Annotated in this window: 26 protein-coding genes and 1 riboswitch; of the genes, 24 read left to right on the top strand and 2 right to left on the bottom strand. The window is 46.1% G+C overall.

Annotated features, from left to right (window positions below; all coding sequences use genetic code 11):
* Nucleotides 1-159 precede the first annotated feature (159 nt).
* Nucleotides 160-696 (bottom strand): hypothetical protein, encoded by a 537-nt coding sequence (locus NO352_RS21905; RefSeq protein WP_289356768.1) that lies wholly within the window; start codon nucleotides 694-696, stop codon nucleotides 160-162.
* Between the two features lie 257 nt (nucleotides 697-953).
* On the opposite strand from NO352_RS21905, the gene NO352_RS21910 reads away from it, so the two are divergent.
* The 10 genes from NO352_RS21910 to rsmI all read left to right on the top strand — a co-directional run bounded on the left by NO352_RS21910 (nucleotide 954) and on the right by rsmI (nucleotide 8,617).
* The gene (locus NO352_RS21910) at nucleotides 954-1,136 is read left to right on the top strand and encodes a sigma factor G inhibitor Gin (RefSeq protein ID WP_005545475.1); all 183 of its coding nucleotides are present in this window, start codon (nucleotides 954-956) and stop codon (nucleotides 1,134-1,136) included.
* 133 nt (nucleotides 1,137-1,269) lie between these two features.
* Entirely contained in the window at nucleotides 1,270-2,883 is a 1,614-nt protein-coding gene (locus tag NO352_RS21915) for an aminotransferase class I/II-fold pyridoxal phosphate-dependent enzyme (RefSeq protein WP_289356769.1), read from the top strand.
* 2 nt (nucleotides 2,884-2,885) lie between these two features.
* On the top strand, nucleotides 2,886-3,560 hold the full coding sequence (gene tmk, locus NO352_RS21920; RefSeq protein WP_005545488.1) for a dTMP kinase: 675 nt from the start codon (nucleotides 2,886-2,888) through the stop codon (nucleotides 3,558-3,560).
* Nucleotides 3,561-3,620: 60 nt separating this feature from the next.
* Nucleotides 3,621-3,950, top strand: coding sequence for a cyclic-di-AMP receptor (locus tag NO352_RS21925; RefSeq protein WP_163979525.1), 330 nt, complete (start codon nucleotides 3,621-3,623; stop codon nucleotides 3,948-3,950).
* A 100-nt stretch (nucleotides 3,951-4,050) separates the two neighbouring features.
* The gene (locus NO352_RS21930) at nucleotides 4,051-4,494 is read left to right on the top strand and encodes a YaaR family protein (RefSeq protein WP_005545499.1); all 444 of its coding nucleotides are present in this window, start codon (nucleotides 4,051-4,053) and stop codon (nucleotides 4,492-4,494) included.
* A 97-nt stretch (nucleotides 4,495-4,591) separates the two neighbouring features.
* Nucleotides 4,592-5,572: a DNA polymerase III subunit delta' gene (gene holB / locus NO352_RS21935; protein WP_262866517.1), complete on the top strand. Its 981-nt coding sequence runs from the start codon at nucleotides 4,592-4,594 to the stop codon at nucleotides 5,570-5,572.
* Nucleotides 5,573-6,373 carry a PSP1 domain-containing protein gene (locus tag NO352_RS21940; protein WP_163979523.1) on the top strand — a complete coding sequence of 267 codons (801 nt, stop codon included), beginning with the start codon at nucleotides 5,573-5,575 and terminating at the stop codon, nucleotides 6,371-6,373.
* A 33-nt stretch (nucleotides 6,374-6,406) separates the two neighbouring features.
* A complete protein-coding gene (gene yabA / locus NO352_RS21945) occupies nucleotides 6,407-6,790 on the top strand; it encodes a DNA replication initiation control protein YabA (RefSeq protein ID WP_005545507.1) in 384 nt (127 codons plus the stop codon).
* Between the two features lie 161 nt (nucleotides 6,791-6,951).
* Complete coding sequence (locus NO352_RS21950) at nucleotides 6,952-7,725, top strand: tRNA1(Val) (adenine(37)-N6)-methyltransferase (RefSeq protein ID WP_005545509.1); 774 nt, start codon at nucleotides 6,952-6,954, stop codon at nucleotides 7,723-7,725.
* 1 nt (nucleotide 7,726) lies between these two features.
* Entirely contained in the window at nucleotides 7,727-8,617 is an 891-nt protein-coding gene (gene rsmI / locus NO352_RS21955) for a 16S rRNA (cytidine(1402)-2'-O)-methyltransferase (RefSeq protein ID WP_289356770.1), read from the top strand.
* 200 nt (nucleotides 8,618-8,817) lie between these two features.
* On the opposite strand, the gene NO352_RS21960 is transcribed toward rsmI, so the two are convergent.
* Nucleotides 8,818-9,072, bottom strand: a complete 255-nt coding sequence (locus tag NO352_RS21960; RefSeq protein ID WP_005545514.1) for an AbrB/MazE/SpoVT family DNA-binding domain-containing protein — start codon at nucleotides 9,070-9,072, stop codon at nucleotides 8,818-8,820.
* Between the two features lie 308 nt (nucleotides 9,073-9,380).
* On the opposite strand from NO352_RS21960, the gene NO352_RS21965 reads away from it, so the two are divergent.
* From NO352_RS21965 to NO352_RS22030, 14 genes are all read left to right on the top strand, one after another.
* Complete coding sequence (locus NO352_RS21965) at nucleotides 9,381-10,670, top strand: HD domain-containing protein (protein WP_005545515.1); 1,290 nt, start codon at nucleotides 9,381-9,383, stop codon at nucleotides 10,668-10,670.
* Nucleotides 10,671-10,698: 28 nt separating this feature from the next.
* Nucleotides 10,699-11,466, top strand: a complete 768-nt coding sequence (locus tag NO352_RS21970; RefSeq protein WP_005545516.1) for a TatD family hydrolase — start codon at nucleotides 10,699-10,701, stop codon at nucleotides 11,464-11,466.
* A gap of 193 nt (nucleotides 11,467-11,659) precedes the next feature.
* A riboswitch (cyclic di-AMP (ydaO/yuaA leader) is annotated at nucleotides 11,660-11,856 on the top strand.
* A gap of 319 nt (nucleotides 11,857-12,175) precedes the next feature.
* Nucleotides 12,176-13,303, top strand: coding sequence for a resuscitation-promoting factor (locus NO352_RS21975; protein WP_005545517.1), 1,128 nt, complete (start codon nucleotides 12,176-12,178; stop codon nucleotides 13,301-13,303).
* Nucleotides 13,304-13,469: 166 nt separating this feature from the next.
* Nucleotides 13,470-14,036 (top strand): ribonuclease M5, encoded by a 567-nt coding sequence (gene rnmV, locus NO352_RS21980; RefSeq protein WP_005545518.1) that lies wholly within the window; start codon nucleotides 13,470-13,472, stop codon nucleotides 14,034-14,036.
* A gap of 5 nt (nucleotides 14,037-14,041) precedes the next feature.
* The gene (gene rsmA / locus NO352_RS21985) at nucleotides 14,042-14,953 is read left to right on the top strand and encodes a 16S rRNA (adenine(1518)-N(6)/adenine(1519)-N(6))-dimethyltransferase RsmA (RefSeq protein WP_005545519.1); all 912 of its coding nucleotides are present in this window, start codon (nucleotides 14,042-14,044) and stop codon (nucleotides 14,951-14,953) included.
* Between the two features lie 73 nt (nucleotides 14,954-15,026).
* Nucleotides 15,027-15,932 (top strand): sporulation peptidase YabG, encoded by a 906-nt coding sequence (gene yabG / locus NO352_RS21990; protein ID WP_005545520.1) that lies wholly within the window; start codon nucleotides 15,027-15,029, stop codon nucleotides 15,930-15,932.
* Between the two features lie 157 nt (nucleotides 15,933-16,089).
* On the top strand, nucleotides 16,090-16,365 hold the full coding sequence (veg, locus tag NO352_RS21995) for a biofilm formation stimulator Veg (protein WP_005545521.1): 276 nt from the start codon (nucleotides 16,090-16,092) through the stop codon (nucleotides 16,363-16,365).
* Between the two features lie 231 nt (nucleotides 16,366-16,596).
* Complete coding sequence (locus NO352_RS22000; protein ID WP_005545522.1) at nucleotides 16,597-16,773, top strand: hypothetical protein; 177 nt, start codon at nucleotides 16,597-16,599, stop codon at nucleotides 16,771-16,773.
* 168 nt (nucleotides 16,774-16,941) lie between these two features.
* Nucleotides 16,942-17,796, top strand: coding sequence for a 4-(cytidine 5'-diphospho)-2-C-methyl-D-erythritol kinase (ispE, locus tag NO352_RS22005; RefSeq protein ID WP_289356771.1), 855 nt, complete (start codon nucleotides 16,942-16,944; stop codon nucleotides 17,794-17,796).
* Nucleotides 17,797-17,944: 148 nt separating this feature from the next.
* The gene (purR, locus tag NO352_RS22010) at nucleotides 17,945-18,775 is read left to right on the top strand and encodes a pur operon repressor (RefSeq protein ID WP_005545524.1); all 831 of its coding nucleotides are present in this window, start codon (nucleotides 17,945-17,947) and stop codon (nucleotides 18,773-18,775) included.
* A 37-nt stretch (nucleotides 18,776-18,812) separates the two neighbouring features.
* Nucleotides 18,813-19,196 (top strand): RidA family protein, encoded by a 384-nt coding sequence (locus tag NO352_RS22015; protein WP_289356772.1) that lies wholly within the window; start codon nucleotides 18,813-18,815, stop codon nucleotides 19,194-19,196.
* A gap of 137 nt (nucleotides 19,197-19,333) precedes the next feature.
* Nucleotides 19,334-19,618: a septation regulator SpoVG gene (spoVG, locus tag NO352_RS22020; protein ID WP_005545528.1), complete on the top strand. Its 285-nt coding sequence runs from the start codon at nucleotides 19,334-19,336 to the stop codon at nucleotides 19,616-19,618.
* Nucleotides 19,619-19,741: 123 nt separating this feature from the next.
* The gene (glmU, locus tag NO352_RS22025) at nucleotides 19,742-21,136 is read left to right on the top strand and encodes a bifunctional UDP-N-acetylglucosamine diphosphorylase/glucosamine-1-phosphate N-acetyltransferase GlmU (protein ID WP_289356773.1); all 1,395 of its coding nucleotides are present in this window, start codon (nucleotides 19,742-19,744) and stop codon (nucleotides 21,134-21,136) included.
* Nucleotides 21,137-21,287: 151 nt separating this feature from the next.
* The gene (locus NO352_RS22030; RefSeq protein ID WP_005545532.1) at nucleotides 21,288-22,241 is read left to right on the top strand and encodes a ribose-phosphate diphosphokinase; all 954 of its coding nucleotides are present in this window, start codon (nucleotides 21,288-21,290) and stop codon (nucleotides 22,239-22,241) included.
* Nucleotides 22,242-22,399: the final 158 nt, after the last annotated feature.

Genomic DNA, 22,399 nt, shown 5'->3' on the forward strand with positions numbered 1-22,399 from the left:
GGGTCCCGGGAGAGTAGGACGTCGCCAAGCACACAAAAACCACTGTTGAGATTACTCGATGGTGGTTTTTTATTTTTATATGTGGTCGAATCAAAAGAGCTGGCCTTTAGCACACATCCCCTGTGTCAAAGACCAGCTCTTTTGGCTTTTTTAAAAAAGTTACGCTTTATATAAGCAGAAATCCACTTCATTTACTTTGACAAGGCCGCTTGAGTCTGCAGCACGTAGTGTCAATATGCAATACCAACGCGGCGAGATAAGCCAAATGTGCCAGAACACATGCAACAAGGTGAGTTCCAAAGGGAGCCACGGACATAAGATAAGTATGACTAGAAACGTAATGGATGTCGTGTGCAGCATAATTTTCGTAATGTATCGCAGACTAATGAACTGTTGTGGAAGCGGTAAATAACCGATCCATGGCATACGCCACCTCCATGCCCATCTGCCCTTATATGTATACCTGTCGACGATAAAGATGGATCTGCCTATCACGTAGTGCAGCCATGCAATTAATACCCAGGAGGCTGCGATATAAGCAATGCCGATCAGTCCGTTTTGATAAAGGGCTGCTGCAATGCACAGCAATGATAGCGTGACATAGGGAACGGTGAAAGGCTTCGTTAACCGAACCTTTTTTAGCAGCTGGTAGTTATAAAATGTTCGCTCCATTTCTTCATTACGTGTGGTTGACATTGAGCGAACCCTCCTTTTTCAAGTTGAACAATAAGTTATATATCGGTATTTATTCTATGAAAATGTAGAAGGAAGAGAAATTGAAAAAAGATACGTAAAAGGATCAAGCCTGCAAAAAAGGGTGCAAACCGTACAAACACCAATAAGGCCATTCGATCATACATATATAAAAACATTTGAAACCAGCTATGAAACTGGTATATATCCATAGAGTTGCGGGCATACTTCCTCATATAACCTCTAAAGGTGGGATTGACATGGAACGTCAGGATACACACTGCATTGTGTGCGGTGAAGCGACGAATGACGGCATAATGGTCGTCAATCAATTTATTTGTACAGCATGTGAGCAAGAAATGGTGAAGACCGATGTGCAGGATTTAAAATATTCATTCTTTATTCATAAGCTAAAACGATTATGGCTGCACACACATGTGTAAGGAGAAACAACTTGATATGCTTAATCGCCAGAGCCCGATTCGGGGGGCTCTTTTTGCTTTTTATTGGTCAACTGATGAAGAAGTTCACAATATAAGTTACAATAAATGAAGCAATGAAAAAGGGGTAACCTTAATGGATAAACATAAGGAGACTTCTCAGTTGGCGCTTGCTGGACAGGACCATGTGCGGGCGCCACTAGTGGAAGCTTTACTTAAATATAATCAAAATCAGCATGCTTCCTTCCATGTGCCTGGACATAAGGATGGAAAGTGGTATGCACATGAATCGCTGTCTCTATCTGGCCGAGAAGATTGGAATACACTTTTGCACAAAATGTCACTGCTTTTGACGATAGATGTGACAGAGGTAGAAGGTACAGATGATTTGCATCATCCAACAGAAGCTATCGCGGAGGCGCAGCAGTTAGCTGCTCAGTGCTTCGGTGCAGAGGAAACACATTTTCTTGTCGGAGGAAGTACGGTCGGAAATATAGCCCTCCTGATGAGTTGCTGTATTCAGCCGAATGATGTAGTCCTTGTACAGCGGAATGTCCATAAATCGGTCTTACACGGGCTTATGATGGCTGGAGCAAGAGCCGTCTTTCTTGCGCCGCAAATGGACAAGGGTAGTGGTCTCGCAACTGCCCCCAACAATGATACGGTGGAACAAGCACTCCAGGCTTATCCTAATGCGAAAGCCTTGTTTGTAACAAATCCCAATTACTATGGGATGGGGATTAATCTGTACGAGTTAGCAGAAATGGTCCATCGATATGATATTCCATTACTGGTGGATGAAGCACATGGAGCACATTATGGCCTCCATCCAGCTTTCCCGGAATCCGCTCTTCAGGCAGGTGCAGATGGGGTTGTTCAATCCACGCATAAGATGCTTGGAGGTATGACGATGAGCGCGATGCTTCACGTTCAAGGAGCGAGGCTTAATCGAACCAGGCTGAAGAAGCTGCTTACGATGCTGCAAAGTTCAAGTCCTTCTTATCCGTTAATGGCTTCCCTTGATATAAGCCGTTTTTATTTAGCACGTAATGGACGAGAGGCGTTTGAGGAAGGACTCAAGGCGGTACAGCATGTACGTGCCGCTTTGGTTAATTTGACCGTATATGAGGTTATAGAGATACAAACTGCTAAACCGCAATCAGCATATTGCAGCCTTGATCCGTTCAAAGTAACGATTCGATGTACAAATGGACAATTAAGCGGATATGAGCTGCTTGAACGGCTTTCAGAGTATGGGTGTACTGCTGAAATGGCGGATTTGCAGCATGTGGTGCTTTCGTTCAGCCTTGGCAGCTCGTTAGAGGATGCACAGCGATTAATTACAGCGCTGCAAGCGGTTGCGGTGACATTGGACGACAACACTCCATATACTAAGATACAGGTAGCCACCTATACAGAAAATATTGATACACCAGGGCGCTCCATTACGTTCGCTGACGGTCAGCGCATGTATTCTGAGCCAGTATCCTTCTCGATATATGAACAAGAGAGTGTTCGAACGAAGCGAGTATCTGTACATGAGGCTGTAGGTCATAAGGCTGCGGAATCTGTTGTTCCGTATCCTCCAGGTATTCCATTACTGTATCCGGGTGAAATCATTACTGAGGCTGCTGTACAGGAGCTGATAATGCTTGCACACGCCGGGGCCAAGTGTCATGATGCAGAAGATGAATCCTTGCTGACGGTTCGTGTTGTCGTTACAGAAGATGAGAAGGGGATTGAGGATTAACAATGGTGAAGCAGCAACAAATAGAGCGTTCAGGATGGTTCATAACACTGGAAGGTGGGGAAGGAGCCGGCAAGTCATCTGCGATTGAGCTGTTAACGAATAAGCTGAAGCAGCAAGAGCTTGATGTCGTGGTAACGCGTGAACCAGGAGGAGTCCGAATTGCGGAGAAGATTCGCAGCATCATTCTGAACCCTGAGCATACGGAAATGGATGCACGAACAGAAGCGCTGCTATATGCAGCGGCGCGCAGACAACATTTGGTGGAGGTTGTCGTTCCGGCTATAGAGCGAGGGGCGATCGTCCTGTGTGACCGCTTCGTCGATAGCTCACTCGCCTATCAGGGTTATGCACGTAGACTCGGCATGGAGGACGTGTGGGAGATCAATCGTTTTGCCATACACGATATGATGCCGGATATTACGTTCTGGTTAGATATTGATCCGCAGGCAGGATTGAATCGGATCGCGGCGAATCAGAACCGCGAGGTTAATCGGCTCGATCAAGAGCAGCTTGCATTCCATGAAGCGGTGCGCGAGGGTTATGATCAAATTGCGAAACAGCATCCTGAACGGATTGTACAGTTGGATGCAACACAGACGCTAACAGAAATAAGTAAGCAAATGTACGACATTTTATGTGAACGAACGCAGGATTTTGCAGTACGGATGTATAAATAAATAACATCATTCCATATATGAATGGACAAGAATATTATATTTTAGGGAGGATGACCAGGCATGAAAATGGTTGTAGCCATTGTACAAGACAAAGACAGCAATCGACTCTCTGGTGCATTAGTAAAGGCGAATTTAAGAGCAACCAAGCTGGCGAGTACGGGTGGATTTTTGCGTGCAGGCAATACGACGTTCATGATAGGTGTGGAGGATGATCAAGTGAGCACCGTCCTGAATGTCATCCGAAACAACTGCAAGGTAAGAGACCAACTCGTAACTCCGGTAACGCCACTAAGTGGAACATCAGATTCTTATATGCCGCTTCCTGTTGAGGTACAGGTGGGGGGAGCAACGGTATTCGTGCTTCCGGTCGAGCGGTTCGAGCATTTTTAATCATTCGTTTTCGATATTACGATATAATAGTAAGAACCAGTAAGGTAAGTGAGTTCGATCAGAGCATGACTATGAAGTGAGAAATTGCAGGTGATATAGAGTGAAAATTAATCCTGGATTTCGTCCCCTCGGTACTGATGTGCGAATGGGCGAAACGGTAACGAAGCCCGTTCAGCACAAGTCTTTTGCTGATATGATGAACAATCGTCACGATCAAGCCAGCAATGACGAACTGCAGCAGCGGCTGCAGGATATATACCGTCAAGGGGAACGACTAGCGAAGTCAATGACGATTCGTGAGCTTCGCATGTATCGGATGATGGTGAAGCGATTTTTAGAGGATACAGTAAGACGGAATCTAAAAATAAAAGAAACACGCGGATGGGATCGGCGCGGCAAAAGCAAACGGTATCAAATCGTCGATGAGATTGATAGTGCTCTCATTGAGCTGGCAGATCATCTGTTGGAGTCGGAGCAAGGCAAGATTGAACTGCTTCATAAAGTAGGAGAAATACGTGGAATGCTGATTAACCTTTGTTTCTAGATAGACGAGGCTGATTCCTCCCCTATCATTTAACTTGGAGCGAGCAGCTTGCTCGGTATCGCATTCTGGTTATATATATGGAAGGAACACGTATACCATGTCGTTTGAACAAATTCTCGGTCAGGATCGAGCAAAAAAAATATTGCAAAATGGATTGCGCGCTGACAAAGTATCTCATGCCTACCTATTCAGTGGACCGAAAGGAACAGGCCGCATGGCTGCTGCGTTAACCTTTACCAAGGCGCTGTTCTGTGAACGTATGACAGATGATGCATGTGGGGAATGTCTTTCTTGTCGGAAAATTGAGCATGGGAACCATCCTGACGTGCATCTTATCGCACCAGAGGGACAGTCGATTAAAATCGATCAAATTCGTGAGCTGCAGCGCGAATTTTCCTATCGGACCCAAGCTACAGGCCGTAAGGTATACATTATGGAGCAGGCGGAGAAGATGACCGTTCAAGCGGCCAACAGCCTGCTTAAATTTTTGGAGGAGCCGACAAGCCCCGCAGTGGCTATCCTAATAACAGAGAATGGACAAGCGATGCTGCCAACCATTCAATCCCGTTCGCAGCTCGTCCCATTCACGCCCCAAGATCCGCACCTTATTTGCCAAACGCTTGTGGCAGAAGGCTGCCCAGTTGTATTGGCTCGTGCTGCTGTCTATCTTGTAAATGGCCTTGAAGCAGGGCGCGAGTTGTGTGGACAGAATTGGTTTGCAGAAGTAAGAAACGTAATGTTACAATTAGGAAAGGAGTGCGAAGCAAGACTGCCTTCCGCACTTCTAACCGCACAGCAGAAGTTGTTTAAGACCGAGCTTGCCGAACATACGGACATGCTATTCCGTTTGTTCCATCTCTGGTTTCGAGATATGTTGAATTACCAATACAACCGGCAGGAGAGTCTCGTCTTTATCGATCAGCTTGATACAATCAGCAAGCTGGCTTGGACGAAATCAGCTGAAGGATGGATTCGGTGCATGGATGCGGCAACGGAGGCGCAAAAGCGGGTGCGCGCCAATGTCAGCCCGCAGCTTGCTTGCGAGCAGTTTCTGGTTGGAATCCAAGGAGGTACTTGATTGTATAATGTAGTCGGCGTCCGTTTTAAGAGAGCGGGCAAAATATACTATTTCGACCCGGTCGAATGGCCGGTCCAGAGGGACCAGCATGTGATCGTCGAAACGGCGCGCGGCATCGAGTACGGCAAAGTCGTGATTGGTCCGAAGACCGTCGGTGAGAACGATGTGGTGCTTCCCTTAAAGAAAGTCATTCGCATCGCCAATGAAGCAGACGCAACACTGGTAGAAGCGAATCGACAAGCAGCAAAAGATGCGTTCGCAACTTGTATGGACAAAATTAGAGCGCATCAGTTGAAAATGAAGCTTGTAGATGTTGAATATACGTTTGATCGGAACAAAATCATCTTTTACTTTACGGCAGAAGGACGCGTGGACTTCCGCGAGCTGGTCAAGGACTTGGCCAGCGTGTTCCGGACACGGATTGAGCTGCGGCAGATTGGTGTGCGTGACGAGGCTAAGATGCTTGGCGGCATCGGGCCTTGCGGGCGAGTGCTATGCTGCTCCTCCTGGTTAGGTGATTTTGAACCGGTATCCATTAAAATGGCAAAAGACCAGAACTTATCGCTGAATCCTACGAAAATATCCGGTTTGTGCGGTCGCTTGATGTGCTGCCTGAAATACGAGCATGACAATTATGAAAGCGTGAAAGAAGAGCTTCCTACAGTCGGCAAGTGGGTTGTTACTTCGATAGGAGAGGGCAAAGTCGTCGGTATAAATGCCGGAGAACGTAAAGTGCACGTCCAACTGGCTGAAATCGGCAAAGTAAAAGATTTTCCTTTCGACGACGTTGTCGTAAAATAAATAGCGGACATTTTCACGCTCTGGGGTGGGAACTTGGAGAAGAAAGACATTTTTGCGCAGATTCATGAATTGGAAACGCATATGGGAGACCTTCATCAAGAGCTTGGTGCGCTGAAACTCGTCGTCAAAGAGCTGCTGGAAGAGAATCAACGCTTGTGGATGGAGAATCAGCAGCTGCGCAAAGTACTGCACCACGAGCATCACGAGCACTTGGAAGTTGAACCAGAGGTGAAGGGAGACTCTACACCCGCAGTTCATCCTGATCCAAATGGAGATTCCAAAGAGAACGTGGTAGGCGAAGGGTACGATAATCTAGCGCGGCTGTATCATGAAGGGTTTCACATTTGCAACGTGTATTATGGACATTTGCGGACGGAAGGTGACTGTTTGTTCTGTCTGTCCTTCCTCAATAAATAACCGCGGCCGTAGGTCAGTGGAACCGGAAAGAGGGTTCCCGACCTGCGGCTTTTTCATCATAATAAGGATAGTTAGATGCTTCATCAGAAAGTTCTTTCACAAAGATATGGAATATGGCGTAGTTTACTTACACGAATGAATGAAGTAAAGGCAGGAACGATATGGAGAATAGAAATGATGCGATCGAGCTGCATCCGTCTGAGAGGCTCGACGACTTGCTCACTCATCAATTACAGATTATACAGAGCTCGGAGGTATTCAGCTTCTCCATGGATGCGGTTCTGCTTGCTCGATTTGCTTCTGTACCAATGCGTGGGCGCATAATGGATTTATGTACGGGCAATGGGGTGGTTCCTCTGCTCATGTCCACACGGACGAATGCACAGATCGATGGGTTAGAGATACAATCAAGACTCGCGGATATGGCGAGCCGCAGCATCAGGCTGAATGGACTGGAAGAACGAATTCGCATTATCGAGGGGGATTTAAAATCATTCGAGCCGAATCCAGAGCGCCCGTTCTACGAAATGGTGACCGTGAACCCGCCTTATATGCCATTAACAGCAGGCGACATTAAGGAAAACAAACATTATGCGTTAGCGCGCAGTGAAGTTGCCTGTACGCTTGAGGATGTCATTCGTACGAGTGCGAAGCTACTGCGAACGGGTGGGAAGCTAGCCATGGTTCATCGTCCTAGCCGATTAACAGATATTTTATCGTTGATGAGAGCTTATCGACTAGAGCCTAAGCGAATCCGCTTCGTTCATCCTCGTGAGGAGGATGAGGCCAATATGGTGCTTATTGAGTCTGCGCGTGACGGGAAGCCAGATGTACGGCTATTACCGCCGCTGATCGTATATAATGAAGAGAATGAATATCGTGAGGAATTAATGGATATCTATTATGGGAAAGCCTCGCAGCTGAAGGATGGATAATATGCAATTGACGGAACAATATAGCTACCAGCAACAGGCGGAAAATGCAGGCGCATTATATCTTGTCGGCACACCGATCGGAAATCTGGAGGATATGACATTTCGAGCGGTTCGTATCCTGCGGGAAGCAGATATTATTGCAGCCGAAGATACGCGCGAGACGAGGAAATTGCTGAGTCATTTTGAAATTACGGGGAAGACGCTGTATAGCTATCATGAGCATAATAAGCAAGCAAGCGGACCGGAGCTTGTCCGTATTATGGAAGAGGGGAAACGTATCGCCCTCGTGAGCGACGCTGGGTTACCCGCTATTTCAGATCCAGGCGCAGATTTGGTGCAGTTGACTGTAGAGGCCGGCATACCGGTTATACCGATACCTGGCCCGAATGCGGCCCTTTCAGCCTTGATTGCTTCAGGACTTCCTACGGATCGCTTCACATTTGTTGGTTTTCTTCCACGTGAGAAGAAACATGCGGATGCTGTGCTTGCTTCGCTACGTGTGGAAGCAGGTACATTGTTATTTTATGAGTCTCCGCACCGTATTGCGAAGACACTTGATCGATTCGTCACGGCATTCGGAGACAGCCGGCGCATTACAATTGCACGCGAACTGACGAAGCGGTACGAACATTTCATACGTGGAACCATCGGCGAATGTATTGCCTATATAGCGGAGCATCCGCCTCTTGGGGAATGCTGCATCGTGGTCGAGAGCGCTGACGAGAATCAATCGTCTGAAGGAGCGGGACAAGCATGGTGGCATGAACTGACTGAAGAAGAACATGTTGCACATTATGAGCGTGAACAAGGGGTATCCCGTAAAGATGCGATGAAGCTTGCAGCAAAAGATCGCGGTGTATCCAAACGAGACATTTATCAGGCTTTACTATAAGGGACGCTTGGATGCAATGAATCTTATGAAGATAATGGATCTTTAAAGATCTCATTAATAGTAGTGTAATCGGCAAAATCCCTTGCTAGAAAGGCAAAAAAAGACCTCCATGGTTGGGTTCAAAACCATGGAGGCATCAAGGAAGATATAAAAAGGTTAGAATTAACATATGTGATTAGAGCTATTATAACCTATTTTTTTTATTTTGTCACAGGTTGAGGTATTTCTGATATACATTCGTGGCAAACAATTTTTCCTTTAAAGTATGTAACGTTCTCTGCATTGCCGCAGAAGATGCATGCTGGTTCGTATTTCTTAAGCATGATGCGTTCTCCGTCAACGTAAATTTCTAGCGCATCCTTTTCACCGATACCAAGGGTGCGGCGAAGCTCGATCGGAATGACGACACGACCCAGTTCATCTACTTTACGGACGATACCAGTGGACTTCATCATAGTTCAACGCTCTCCTCTTTACTTTAGCATGAAATGTCATAATTCGACAAAATTCTTTATTGGCTGATTCTTATCGTACCAACCATTCCCAAATTAGTCAACCTACAAAATCCATACATAGCGTGCTAATTTATGGATTTTAGGTTTTTTTTAGCGTATATTTAGCTGTTTTTAACGGTGTGGCCTACACTTTTACACTCGTATGGTATTTTTTATGTAAAAATAAACAGAAACAAGAATAAACCAAATCTTTTCGACAAGAAGGCAGACTATGTCGAAAAGGTTCGAATCGAAAGGAGTGATTTTCAATGTTATTAGAGGAAAAAGTGTTCAAGGATCCGGTTCACAATTATGTACATGTCCAAGACCGAACGATATGGGATTTGATTAATACTAAGGAATTCCAGAGGCTTCGCCGCATTCGTCAATTGGGAACTTCCTATTTAACGTTCCATGGAGCAGAGCATAGTCGTTTTTCCCATTCCCTTGGCGTGTATGAAATTACGCGGCGCATCATCTCTCAATTTGAGCGGAATCAGTATGAGGACTGGCCAGAGGAAGAAAGGCTGGTCGCTTTGTGTGCAGCACTGCTTCATGATGTGGGTCATGGGCCATTTTCCCATTCCATAGAAGAGGCCTTTGATATGTTTCATGAGGATTGGACATACCGCATTATAGTAGAAGATACCGATATCCGTCGTGTATTGAAGCAGGTTGATCCGCATTTCCCTGAGAAGGTAGCGTCTGTGATTCGCAAAACGTATGAACGTCCGATCGTTGTTAACTTAGTATCCGGTTCGCTGGATGCGGATCGAATGGACTACTTGCTGCGAGATGCCTACTTTACAGGTGTAAATTATGGAACATTTGATATTGATCGTATTCTAAGAGTGCTGCGCCCCCATAAGGATCGCATTGTGGTTAAGGAGAGCGGTATGCACGCAGTGGAGCATTATTTGCTAGCTCGATATGAAATGTACTGGCAGGTTTATTTCCATCCGGTAACACGCAGTTCAGAAATGGTGTTGCGCCATATTTTCAAGCGTGCAAAGGAACTATATTTGAGTGGGTATGAATTTCGATATTTTCTATCTCCGCTTGACTCTTTATTTGAAGGAACGATTACAACTGAGCAGTATGTACAGATGGATGAGGCATTTGTGCAGACCGCATTTATGCAGTGGTCGAGAGAGAAGGATGAACGGCTTGCTGACTTGTGCCAGCGATTTATGGAGCGTAAACTATATAAATATATTGAAGTCGAGCAGATGAATGAGGAATTGCAGGAACGATTGCGGATGGAGTGGTCACAAGTTGGGCTTGATCCCAATTATGATTTGATGTTCGATTCCCCTTTTGATAGACCTTATGATGTATATCGAAAAGGGGATGCACGATCGCAGCAGCATATTATGCTGTGGGGACGGGATCAGCAAATCGTGGAGCTGTCCAAAAAATCAGATATCGTTCGCACCATTAGTGGGATTCGCAACGGGAAGCAATATATTTATTTTCCGATGGACAGGCTATTGACCGTTTCACATCAGCTTACGGCAGACACACGGCGGATGTTCATTCGCCGCAATCACCTGACATAATTGGATGATAGAAAAGGAGCGCTTGGACGTGTTATTTGATACGCATACGCATTTAGACAGCAGCAATTTTGATGAGGATCGCGATCAGGTCATCGCCAGAGCCGTCGAACAAGGGGTAACCCGTATGGTGAACATTGGATTCAATCGGGAAACAATTCCGACGACGATGGCCTTGGCGGAAAAATATGACTTCATTTATGCAGCTGTAGGCTGGCATCCTGTAGATGCAATTACGATGAAACCAGAGGATATGGACTGGATTGCAAAGCTTACCGAACATGAGAAGGTTGTGGCGATTGGCGAAATTGGACTGGACTATCATTGGGATACATCTCCGAAGGATGTTCAGCATCGTGTATTTCGTGAACAAATTGGCTTGGCCCGTGAGTTGAAGATGCCGATCATTATTCATAATCGCGAGGCACATGAAGATGTAATCCGCATTTTGCGCGAAGAGAAGGCACATGAAGTTGGAGGTATTATGCATTCCTTCTCAGGCAGTTGGGAAACAGCGAAGATGTGTCTGGATATGGGCTTCTACATCTCATTTGGAGGACCTGTCACGTTTAAAAATGCGAGACAGCCGAAGGAAGTGCTCGTTCAGGTTCCAAACGACCGATTGCTCGTGGAGACAGACTCCCCTTATTTGACGCCGCATCCGTTCCGAGGCAAGCGCAATGAGTCCGCTTATGTACGTCTTGTGGCAGAAGTCGCAGCCGAGCTGAAAGGAATGGAATTTGAAGAATTTTGCAGAATGACGACCAAAAATGCTATGACATGTTTTGACATCAGGTGAAAACGTGATAAAAACAAGTGAAATAAAGATATCGGCCACAAAATAAGTGGATTTTGTTATGAAAAACGGATTTAGTTACATTTTTTTAACCATTTTTCGCGAAAAACGAAATTGCTACTGTCTTTACAAGAAGATTGCAAACACGATATGATTTCTCACAGATGTTATTACACAATTCAATATTGTTCCAACTAATTCAGTATCGCTTAATCTCCAGGTTGTGGAGAACGGGGGAACCAGAGTGGGATTGACATGAGTACATGTTCAATCACATGGATCAATTCCTTGGGGTGAATTAGGGACAACCGAGCCATGAGCCGGTTGGTTCCGATAGGGCGACTCTCAAGCCCGAACCCGACAGCTAACCTCGTCAGCGTACAGAGAGGGTTCCTCGCGTCCTACACTGTTGACGTTTGGGTTTCTATTATGGAAGCCGCGAAAGAGTCTCCTCTTACGAAGGGCTTCTTTTGTTTTACTCTCAAATATTCTTTTTTTGAATAATGAGAATAAAGACGTCATAGGGTGTAAGAAATAGGAGGTGGGAGCAGCCAATACTGGATCGTTGGCACGGAGAATTCGGAAATGTGGAGAACGAATACACGCTCGTTCCAGACAAAACCAATTCTCTCGTAAACATTCTTGAAATAGTCGCGTCAGATGAAATCATACGCAACACTCGACGGCGGGACTATGTAAGGAGGACCGAGAAATGGGACAGATCGTGAACAACGAAACCCATGAACCCCGATCATCCAGCATGTCACTCGCATTGCGATGGAAGCGTGAAAATGTACGTGTTATCACCGTTATTGCAGCTGTAGCAATCGTGATCACATTAATAGCAGTCTTAACTTGGTATAATGCAACAAAGAAGACAGTGGCTGTGCTCGTTGATGGACAAGAGCGTTCAGTCGAAACTCGCCTTGATACGCTTCGCAATGTTTTGGATGAGCATGCGATAGCACTTGGGGCATACGATGCTGTATCAAAGCCGCTCGATGAAGAGATTGCAGATGGGGATCGAGTTATTATTGAACGCGCTTTGCCTATCCAAATTACTGCGGATGGGAAGAAGGAAACGCAGTATACAACGGAGAAATCAGTGCATAATGCATTAGCTGCGCTGGAAATCCCGCTGAATCCAGATGATAAGGTATTCCCTGCTAAGCGTGCATCGATTGCAAAGGACATGAACATCCGAATTGTTCGGGTCAGCAAAAAGATGGAAGAACGCAAGGTTAAAGTTCCTTATCAAGTTGTGAAGCAGGCTGATGCCACCCTTCTTAAGGGTAAGACTAAAATGGTTCAAGGCGGAAAAGAAGGTTTAGTCGTTCAGAAGGTTCAAAATACCTATGAAGACGGTAAGCTTGTATATTCCCAACTGGTGGATAAATCCGTTCATACGAAACAAGTCAATCAAGTTATTGCCTATGGAACGAAGAAGAAGCCGGAGGTTGCTGTTCTCTCAGTGAACACGGACGATGATTCTGATGACAATGGTTCCAGCGGAGACAAAGATTTTAGATATAAAAAAGTGTTGAAGAATGTTCAACTGACAGCTTACACCGAAGCGGAAGGTTCCTCTGGTGCGAAGACGGCATCAGGTGCGATGGTATCGGAAGGCCGTACGATCGCTGTTGATCCGAAAGTTATACCACTTGGCTGGTGGGTATACATCGAAGGGATTGGATTCCGACGTGCCGAAGATACAGGCGGCGCAGTCAAAGGGAAAATTATCGATGTATACTTCGACAGTAAAAAGACTGTTAGCAAGTTCGGACGCAAGAAGGGGTATACCGTATATGTGGTTGGCCCAGTCAAGCCGGAAGTGAACTAGCACACAGGTATGCAGCCATGTGTAATTAGGATATAGTAATGAATAACGATTTATGTCATGCTAAGAAGAGGGGACACCCTCTTCTTTTGTTGTTTATTTGCGAATCGGGAGCAAGTAAGAAATAGTGGTTGTACGAAGTGGTCTTGTGGTGAGAGGAGTACGAGAATTGATACGTGAAGTGATAGTCGTAGAAGGTAAGGATGATACCGTTGCCATTCAGCGTGCTGTAGAAGCAGACACGATTGAAACAGGTGGATCGGCAATTAACGATACAACTATAAAACGCATCGCATTGGCGCAGGAGCGCCGAGGCGTAATTATTTTTACGGATCCGGATCATGCGGGAGAGAAAATTCGAAAGACGATTGCAGAGCGTGTACCTGGGTGCAAGCACGCTTTCCTTCCTAGACATGAGGCGATAGCCAAGGGGGATTTAGGGGTAGAGAACGCGAAACCAGAGGCGATACGCCGTGCATTGGAGCAGGTCCGTACGGAGATGCCCAGCATGATGTCGGAGTTGACATGGATGGATCTTGTAGTAGCAGGCTTAACAACGCATTCAGGCTCTGCTGAACGAAGACAGCGGCTAGGGGAAATTTTGGGCATTGGATATTGCAATGCAAAGCAGTTGCTCAAGCGCTGTGGTGTATTCCAAATTGGCAGGATTGAGTTTGAGGATGCCTTGCGGCAGCTAAATCAAGAAGAACAGCACCATCGAGTAGAAGGAGAATAGAGGGAATGACGCAATCGAGAGTGGAAATAGCGACACCGAACCGAACGAAGGACATTATACGCAAACATGGATTCTCTTTTAAGAAGAGCTTAGGACAGAATTTTTTAATCGATATGAACATATTGCGGCGTATTGTAGATGCGGCGGAGCTGGACGATATGACAGGCGCTTTGGAAATCGGTCCTGGAATTGGAGCGCTTACTGAACAGTTGGCCAAGCTTGCCCGTCATGTGACAGCTATTGAAATCGATCAGCGCTTGCTTCCGATATTAGGAGAGGTGCTGGAGCCGTATGAGCACGTCCGTATTGTACACGGTGATGTATTAAAAGTCGACTTGCATGAATTGTTCCGTGAGCAGTTTCAGGATGTTGAACGAGTGAGTGTTGTGGCTAACCTTCCGTATTATGTGACGACACCGATTATGATGAAGCTTCTGGAGGAGCGTCTGCCGCTCAAGAACATCGTCGTGATGATCCAGAAGGAAGTAGCGGAACGAATGGCTGCGAAGCCAGGAGGCAAGGATTACGGCAGTCTGAGTGTGGCTGTACAATATTTTGCGGAACCTGAGCTGGTATGTACAGTGCCTCATACGGTATTTATCCCACAGCCTAACGTAGAATCTGCAGTTATCCGTTTGAAGGTTAGAACGACTCCACCTGTACAAGTAAAGGATGAGGCTTTGTTATTCGATGTCGTACAGGCTTCTTTCGCTCAGCGCCGCAAGACGATATGGAATAATCTGAAGGCACGCTACTCCAGCAAATGCGGAGTGGACAAGCTGACAGGAGCGCTTGAAGCAGCCCATATTGAGCCGAACCGCAGAGGTGAGACATTGTCGATTGAGGAGTTCGCTGCTTTATCCGACGCAATCGGGCACGCAATTGCTCAGGCGGAAGAAGAGAATCAAGCGGAATAAGATTAAATTTGTGCACTAGGCATCACCAATCCATGTAATCGCCCATAGGATAGTCGGAGAGGTGATCGATCCTATGAACGAGCCAGTGAAGCAAGGGGATTTGGTCGTACGCAAGTCGTACGGTGGCGATATTACATTTCGTGTAGAACAGGTCTTCCAACAGACAGCGATTATAAAAGGGACAGATTATCGCTTGCTTGCGGACTCCCATGTTCGAGATTTGGTAAGTATTCCGAAGGCAACGATTGCACGACGCTCTGAACAGGCTCACATCAAGATGCTGCAGTCTGTAGAAGTACTGGAGCAGCAGCGCAGAGAGCAGTATGAGCGTAGACAGATGGAGCTTCCTTTTGCTGAGATGCCGAATGGAAGCTCAACATTTGATATGCCGGGAACGGTGCTTCATCTTGATGGGGATCCAGGGTATTTGCAGAAGAGCATGGCGATTTATAATCAGCTCCGTGTGCCAGCGGAAGGACATTATGTGAACGAGAGAAATATGGCGGATACACTGTATCGTCTGTTGCCGCGGGTGAAGCCTAATATTATCGTGATTACAGGGCATGATGGGGTATTGAAGAACGGCAGGCATCGCGACCTGATCAACCTGCAAAATTATAAAAACTCGCAAAACTTTGTGAATGCAGTACAGACCGCTCGGCAGTATGAGCGGCATCTTGACCTAATGACGATTATTGCAGGAGCATGCCAATCTCACTTCGAGGCACTGCTCCAAGCTGGAGCTAATTTTGCGAGCTCACCGGGCCGCATTATGATTCATGCGCTTGACCCAGCCTATGTAGCGGTAAAAGCAGCATATACCTCGATTCGTGATACTGTACAGATTGGGGATATTGCCCCTCATATGGTCAGCGGAATTGACGGGGTAGGCGGGATTGAGACAAAAGGGAGCTATCGATTTGGCATGCCGAAGCTGAAAGATTTATCGACACTGAACGTTACACCTACGGTCATATAAGCGGCCTATGTATAAAATACAGCAAAAAGTAGCAACTTAATAAATTTGGATAAAAAATATATTGACATGAAAACAGTCTTATTGTTATAATTATTTGTTAATTTGACAAAACCTCTTGAATTGGTTATAATGGACAAGGAAAGAGGTGGTAGCTGTAATGGCGAAAAACGCTTTGTTTGAAATTCGTCGTTGTCTTGAAGCACATGTCGGTCAGAAGATTCTGCTCCGCGCCAATGGCGGTCGTCGGAAAACGATTGAGCGTACGGGCGTGTTGGAAGAAACCTACCCTTCTGTATTTATTGTTAAGTTGGACCAGGATCAGAACGCGTTCAAGCGTGTATCCTACAGCTATGCAGATATATTAACAGAGTCGGTCCAAGTGACCGTATGCGCCGATAACGGCGAGATGAAGATTGAATATGTTCGCGGTTAAGCGACATGACGGCAGCCATTTATGGCTGCCTTTTGTTTTGGGTTTTTTCAATCTGTGAAGAACAAACCAGGTATAGCCAGTCCTTCCTACATAGTCATCCCCTCCACAAATCGGAACATGGATCGGCGTATAACCACGGCCGCTTCTACTTACATTAACGGTAAGCCGATGAATGCATCGTGCTTGCTACAACAATTTCTGATCATTATGGTAAGCACGGGAGGTGCAGTGATGAGCCGAAGAAAGCGCAACTTCATGTCTGAGGAACTGAAGGTGGAATTGGCTAAGGATCTTGGCTTTTATGATACGGTATCCAAATACGGATGGGGAGCCATTCGTGCAAAAGATGCCGGCGATATGGTCAAGCGGGCAATTCAACTTGCTGAAGAGGCTGCCTCAAAAAAATAATGAGCCAAAAAACCTCCTGTCCAGCGAGCATCGGATCTGTGTCCGCTCTGTTCGCTTTTTTTATTACGAAATCATTCCAATTGCCTATGTGCGTACACAAATGACTTGCACCATAGAGTCTGTTATAATAACGTAAGCGATCCGTAGGATAAAGAAGGGTGAACGCGAGTGAAAGTGTACGAGAAGGCGCCTGCCAAAATAAATTTGCTGTTGGACGTGCTGCGTAAGCGTGAGGATGGATATCATGACGTGGAAATGGTCATGACGATGGTAGACTTAGCGGACCGTCTCGAGATGGAGGAGCTTCCTCGAGATACGATTATCATCTCCAGCCAAGCAGGTTACATACCGTTAGATGAGAAGAACTTAGCGTTCCAAGCGGCAAAGTTGATTAAAGAACGTTATGAAGTAAAGCAAGGCGTATATATTCATTTAGATAAAAAAATACCGGTTGCTGCTGGACTTGCTGGTGGAAGCAGTGATGCTGCTGCAACTTTGCGTGGTCTGAATCGACTGTGGAAACTGGGTATTTCTGATAAGGAACTGCAGGTTCTCGGTACAGAGCTTGGATCCGACGTCCCTTTCTGTGTTACAGGAGGGACAGCCATCGCCCGTGGGCGTGGGGAGGAACTGGAGATGGTTCATCAGCCGCCTCAATGTTGGGTAGTGCTTGCTAAGCCGCCGATTAATGTATCGACCGCAGATGTGTATGGACGGTTGAAAGCGAATCAAATCGTCAAGCATCCATCATTAAATAATATGATGAGAGCTATTGAAGGTCAAAGCTTCCAAGGGGTATGCGAATCGCTTGGAAATGTACTCGAAGATGTTACACTGCCGCTCTATCCAGAGGTGCAGCAGTTGAAGGAATCCATGCTGCGACTTGGAGCTGAGGGAGTACTTATGTCAGGTAGTGGGCCGACTGTGTTCGGCTTGGTGTCCAAGGAGTCTAAAATAGCAAGAATCTATAATGGACTTCGAGGATTTTGTAAGGAAGTGTATGCTGTACGTCTGTTAGGATAACAGGTTCATGATGTTCCCCTTGAATAAGAAGGCGATATGGTTACAATTTGCAGAACCTTTTTCTTGACAAGCGGCCTTTATCTTGCTAACTAGCGTACATTCATGTAATATCTACAATATAATATTCGGTTTTGAGCGAGGAGTTATCATGAAAAAATTGAAGCGAAGCGCCCGTCTGGTCGAGATGACCCAATATCTGATGTCTAAGCCGCATACGCTCATACCGCTCACGACATTTGCAGAACGTTACGGAGCAGCCAAGTCTTCCATCAGTGAGGATTTGGCTATTATTAAAGAGGTGTTCGAGAGCGAAGGAACGGGGGATTTGCTGACACTTGCCGGTGCTGCTGGCGGGGTCAAATTTATCCCAAAATGCGCGCCTACTGTTGCACTTCCTGTAATTGAGTCTTTATGCACATCAATGGAGCATCCGGATCGGGTGCTGCCTGGGGGATATTTCTATATTACTGATATTTTGGGTCAACCAGCCCTTATGAATGACGTAGGGCGAATGTTCGCATCTGCCTTTGCAGATTGTGATATTGACGTCGTAATGACGGTTGAAACAAAAGGTATTCCAATTGCCTATGCCACGGCAGCCCATTTAAACCTGCCTGTAGTGCTTGTACGACGCGATCATGTCGTAACTGAGGGATCAGCCGTCAGCATCAACTATGTATCGGGATCACAGAAGAGCATTCATACAATGACACTTGCACGGCGTGCTTTGAAGGAGCGTTCGCGTGTATTGATCGTGGATGATTTCATGCGGGCTGGCGGTACGGTGCATGGCATGATGGACTTACTGAAGGAATTCGATGCTACGGTAGCGGGTGTTGGGGTATTGGTAGAATCGGAAGATGTATCAAATGAAGAACGGCTGCTGACAGACTACGTGTCCCTTGTGCGTGTTGGGACTGTAGATGCGCGAACTCGCCAAATTATGGTGAAGCCGGGGAACTACTTCGATAAGGAATAAGCGATAGGGAACAACATTGATTTGGGAGGGTGTTCATATGTCTCATGGATTAGAAGCAATTGCAACGAATCAAGCGCCTGCGGCCATTGGCCCATACTCGCAAGCAATGAAGCTGGGCAATCTCTTGTTCACTTCGGGCCAAATTCCATTAACCGCACAGGGAGTACTTATAGAGGGTGGAATTGAGGAACAGACCCACCAAGTGTTCTCCAACTTGAAGGCGGTACTTGCTGAAGCGGGTAGTTCTTTGGACAAGGTCATAAAGGCCAATGTGTTTATTAAGGACATGAACCAATTTGCACAAATCAATGCAATCTATGAATCTTACTTCGGAAATCATAAGCCTGCACGATCTTGTGTAGAGGTAGCAAGGCTTCCGAAAGACGTACTTGTCGAAATTGAACTGATCGCAGCGATATAAATCGAAGCTTGTCGAATCAGCTAAAGATGGGAATAATTTTTTAAAAAAAATAATATTCTTGGCAAAATTAAGAAGGATTTTTCATGCGCGTGTGGAATTATACACCAAGTCTCGATGGAAAAAGGTGGTGAACACACGTGCAAATTACTGATGTAAGACTCCGCCGCGTCAACACAGAGGGGAGAATGAAGGCAATCGCGTCGATTACGATCGATAACGAGTTTGTCGTTCATGACATTCGTGTAATCGACGGCAACAATGGCATGTTTGTAGCGATGCCGAGCAAGCGGACTCCAGATGGCGAATTCCGCGACATTGCTCATCCAATTTCTTCGGCGACTCGTGAGAAGATTCAAGCTGCAGTATTGGCTGAATACGAGCGCGCTGCTACGGAAGAGGAAGTTATCGAAGAGGGCGCGTAGTTTTATGATTTTATAATTGGGGTTGCAAAGAAAGGGAGCCAATCATAGGGGCTCTCTTTTCTTTTTCTCCATAATGAGATATATTCTTCTATGGAGTAAAGGTAGAGCAGGAGGTCGGACGCTTTGAAAAGAATGGCCATTGTGCTTGCTGCCGGACAAGGCAAACGCATGAAGTCAAAATTGTACAAGGTGCTTCATCCCGTATGTGGGAAACCAATGGTAGGGCATGTTCTTGACGCAGTCGAAAGTGTAGATTGCGAACGCACTGTCGTTATTGTAGGACACGGAGCAGAAGCCGTACAGAAATTCCTGGGGGAGCGAGCTGAGTATGCCTTACAGGCTGAACAGCTTGGAACAGGACATGCGGTTAAGCAAGCGAAGGCGCTTCTTGATGGTGAGGAAGGAACGACACTTGTCATTTGCGGCGATACACCGCTTGTGACACCAGAAACGTTGGCACAGTTGATGGAACTGCACAACCGCGCTCAGGCGTCAGCGACGATTTTGACGGCTGAACTGAATGATCCAACAGGATATGGTAGAGTCATTCGCGCAGAAGACGGTTCGGTCTTGAAAATTGTCGAACAAAAGGATTGTACGCCCGAGGAACAGCTCGTTAAGGAAATCAATACGGGCACGTATTGCTTCGATAATCGGAAGCTGTTCGCGGCGCTGGAGCAAATCAGAAATGATAATGCCCAGCAGGAGTATTATTTAACTGACGTAATCGGCATCATGAAGGCACAAGGAGATATCGTGCAAGCATATTGCACGCCCGATATCAGTGAAGCGATCGGGGTAAATGATCGCCTGGTGCTGTCGGAGGCGGAACGCTTCATGCGGGAACGCATCAACAAGCGTCATATGCTGAATGGTGTAACGATTATTGACCCTGCCAATACGTATATTGAATCCGGTGTTATCATCGGTTCAGATACGGTTATTGAACCTGGGACAAGCTTACGTGGGACAACGACAATCGGCAGCGAGTGTGTTATTGGGCCAAACAGCGAGATTGTCGATTCTACAATCGGGAATGGCGTTCATATTAAGCAATCTGTGTTGTCCGAAGCTTTTGTAGGCGATGAGAGCACAGTAGGGCCGTTCGCTTATTTGCGTCCAGGCGCTCGTCTTGGTAAGCAGGTGAAAGTTGGCGACTTTGTTGAAATTAAAAATGCGTCGCTCGATGATCATACAAAGGTTTCGCATCTCAGTTATATTGGCGATGCTGAAGTGGGTAAGAATGTAAATATTGGATGCGGTGCGATTACGGTCAATTATGATGGGTTTAATAAGTCGGTTACCCAGATTGGAGACGATGCGTTCATTGGCAGCAATGTCAACTTGATTGCACCTGTCAAAGTAGGTAATGGCGCTTATGTAGTTGCCGGATCAACCATTACGCATCCTGTGCCAGATAACGACTTGGCTATCGCTCGAGAACGTCAAGTGAACAAGCCGGGGTACGCGGAGAAGATTCGCAACCGCGCAAAAGCAAAAAAAGAACGAGAAAAGTGATCGATAAGGTTGCACTTTTCATTCAATATCGTTTAGCATGGTATTGAGAGCCTTTTTAGTTGAGACCATGTAGGGATAGACTAAGCTGCACCATTAACGGACAGTATAAAACAACGATGAACAAGAACCGGCACGGAGGGTTTTTAATATCATGACGTATTGTGATTCCAAGTTGAAAATTTTCACTTGCAACTCCAATCCTAATTTAGCGAACAAGATTGCAGAATACATCGGGATTCCGATGGGAGATGCAGAAACGAAGAGCTTTAGTGATGGTGAGATTCAAGTTAAATTGTCTGAAAGTGTACGCGGTTGTGACGTTTATGTCGTTCAATCGACGTGTGATCCAGTCAATGACAACTTGATGGAGTTGCTGGTAATGGTGGACGCATTGAAGCGTGCATCGGCAAAGAGCATTAATGTAGTTATTCCTTACTATGGCTACGCTCGTCAAGACCGTAAGGCGCGTTCGCGCGATCCAATTACGGCGAAGCTTGTAGCGAACCTGATCGAAACAGCAGGGGCTCATCGTGTGATTACGATGGACTTGCATGCCACGCAAATTCAAGGCTTCTTTGATATTCCTGTGGATCATATGCTGGGTGTTCCGATTTTGGCTCAATATTTCCGCTCCAAACAGCTCGAAAACGTTGTTGTCGTTTCGCCTGACCACGGCGGTGTAGTTCGTGCACGCAAATTGGCTGACTTCCTGAATGCGCCGCTTGCCATTATCGATAAACGCCGTCCAGAGCCAAACGTTAGTGAAGTTATGAATATTATCGGGGATATTAAAGGCAAGACAGCGATCATCATCGATGACATTATCGATACAGCGGGTACAATCGTGCTTGGTGCGAACGCATTGGTTGAAGCAGGAGTAAAGGAAGTATATGCATGCTGCACGCATCCAGTATTGTCCGGACCTGCGATGGATCGATTGGAGAAATCGCCATTTAAAGAAGTTGTCGTAACGGATACGATTCCGATTACTCACGAAAACCCATCTAGCAAGTTACACGTGCTGTCGGTTGCACCGTTAATGGGTGAGGCGATTATTCGTGTTCACGAAGAATTGTCCATCAGTAAATTGTTTGAGATTGAATAAAGCATTGGTCATATGACCTTAGCTGCACATTACGGAAGGGTTACGTCTTCGGTCTTCGCCGAAGAAGTAACCCTTATCGGCATTTGAAGTACGACTATTGCACTACATTTGTGAGTTCGCGCATCATTTGCAGCTTTGTTCGTCTGGATCAGGATGTA

This window comes from Paenibacillus sp. S-12 (genome assembly GCF_030363895.1).
Lineage (GTDB): Bacteria > Bacillota > Bacilli > Paenibacillales > Paenibacillaceae > Paenibacillus_B > Paenibacillus_B alvei.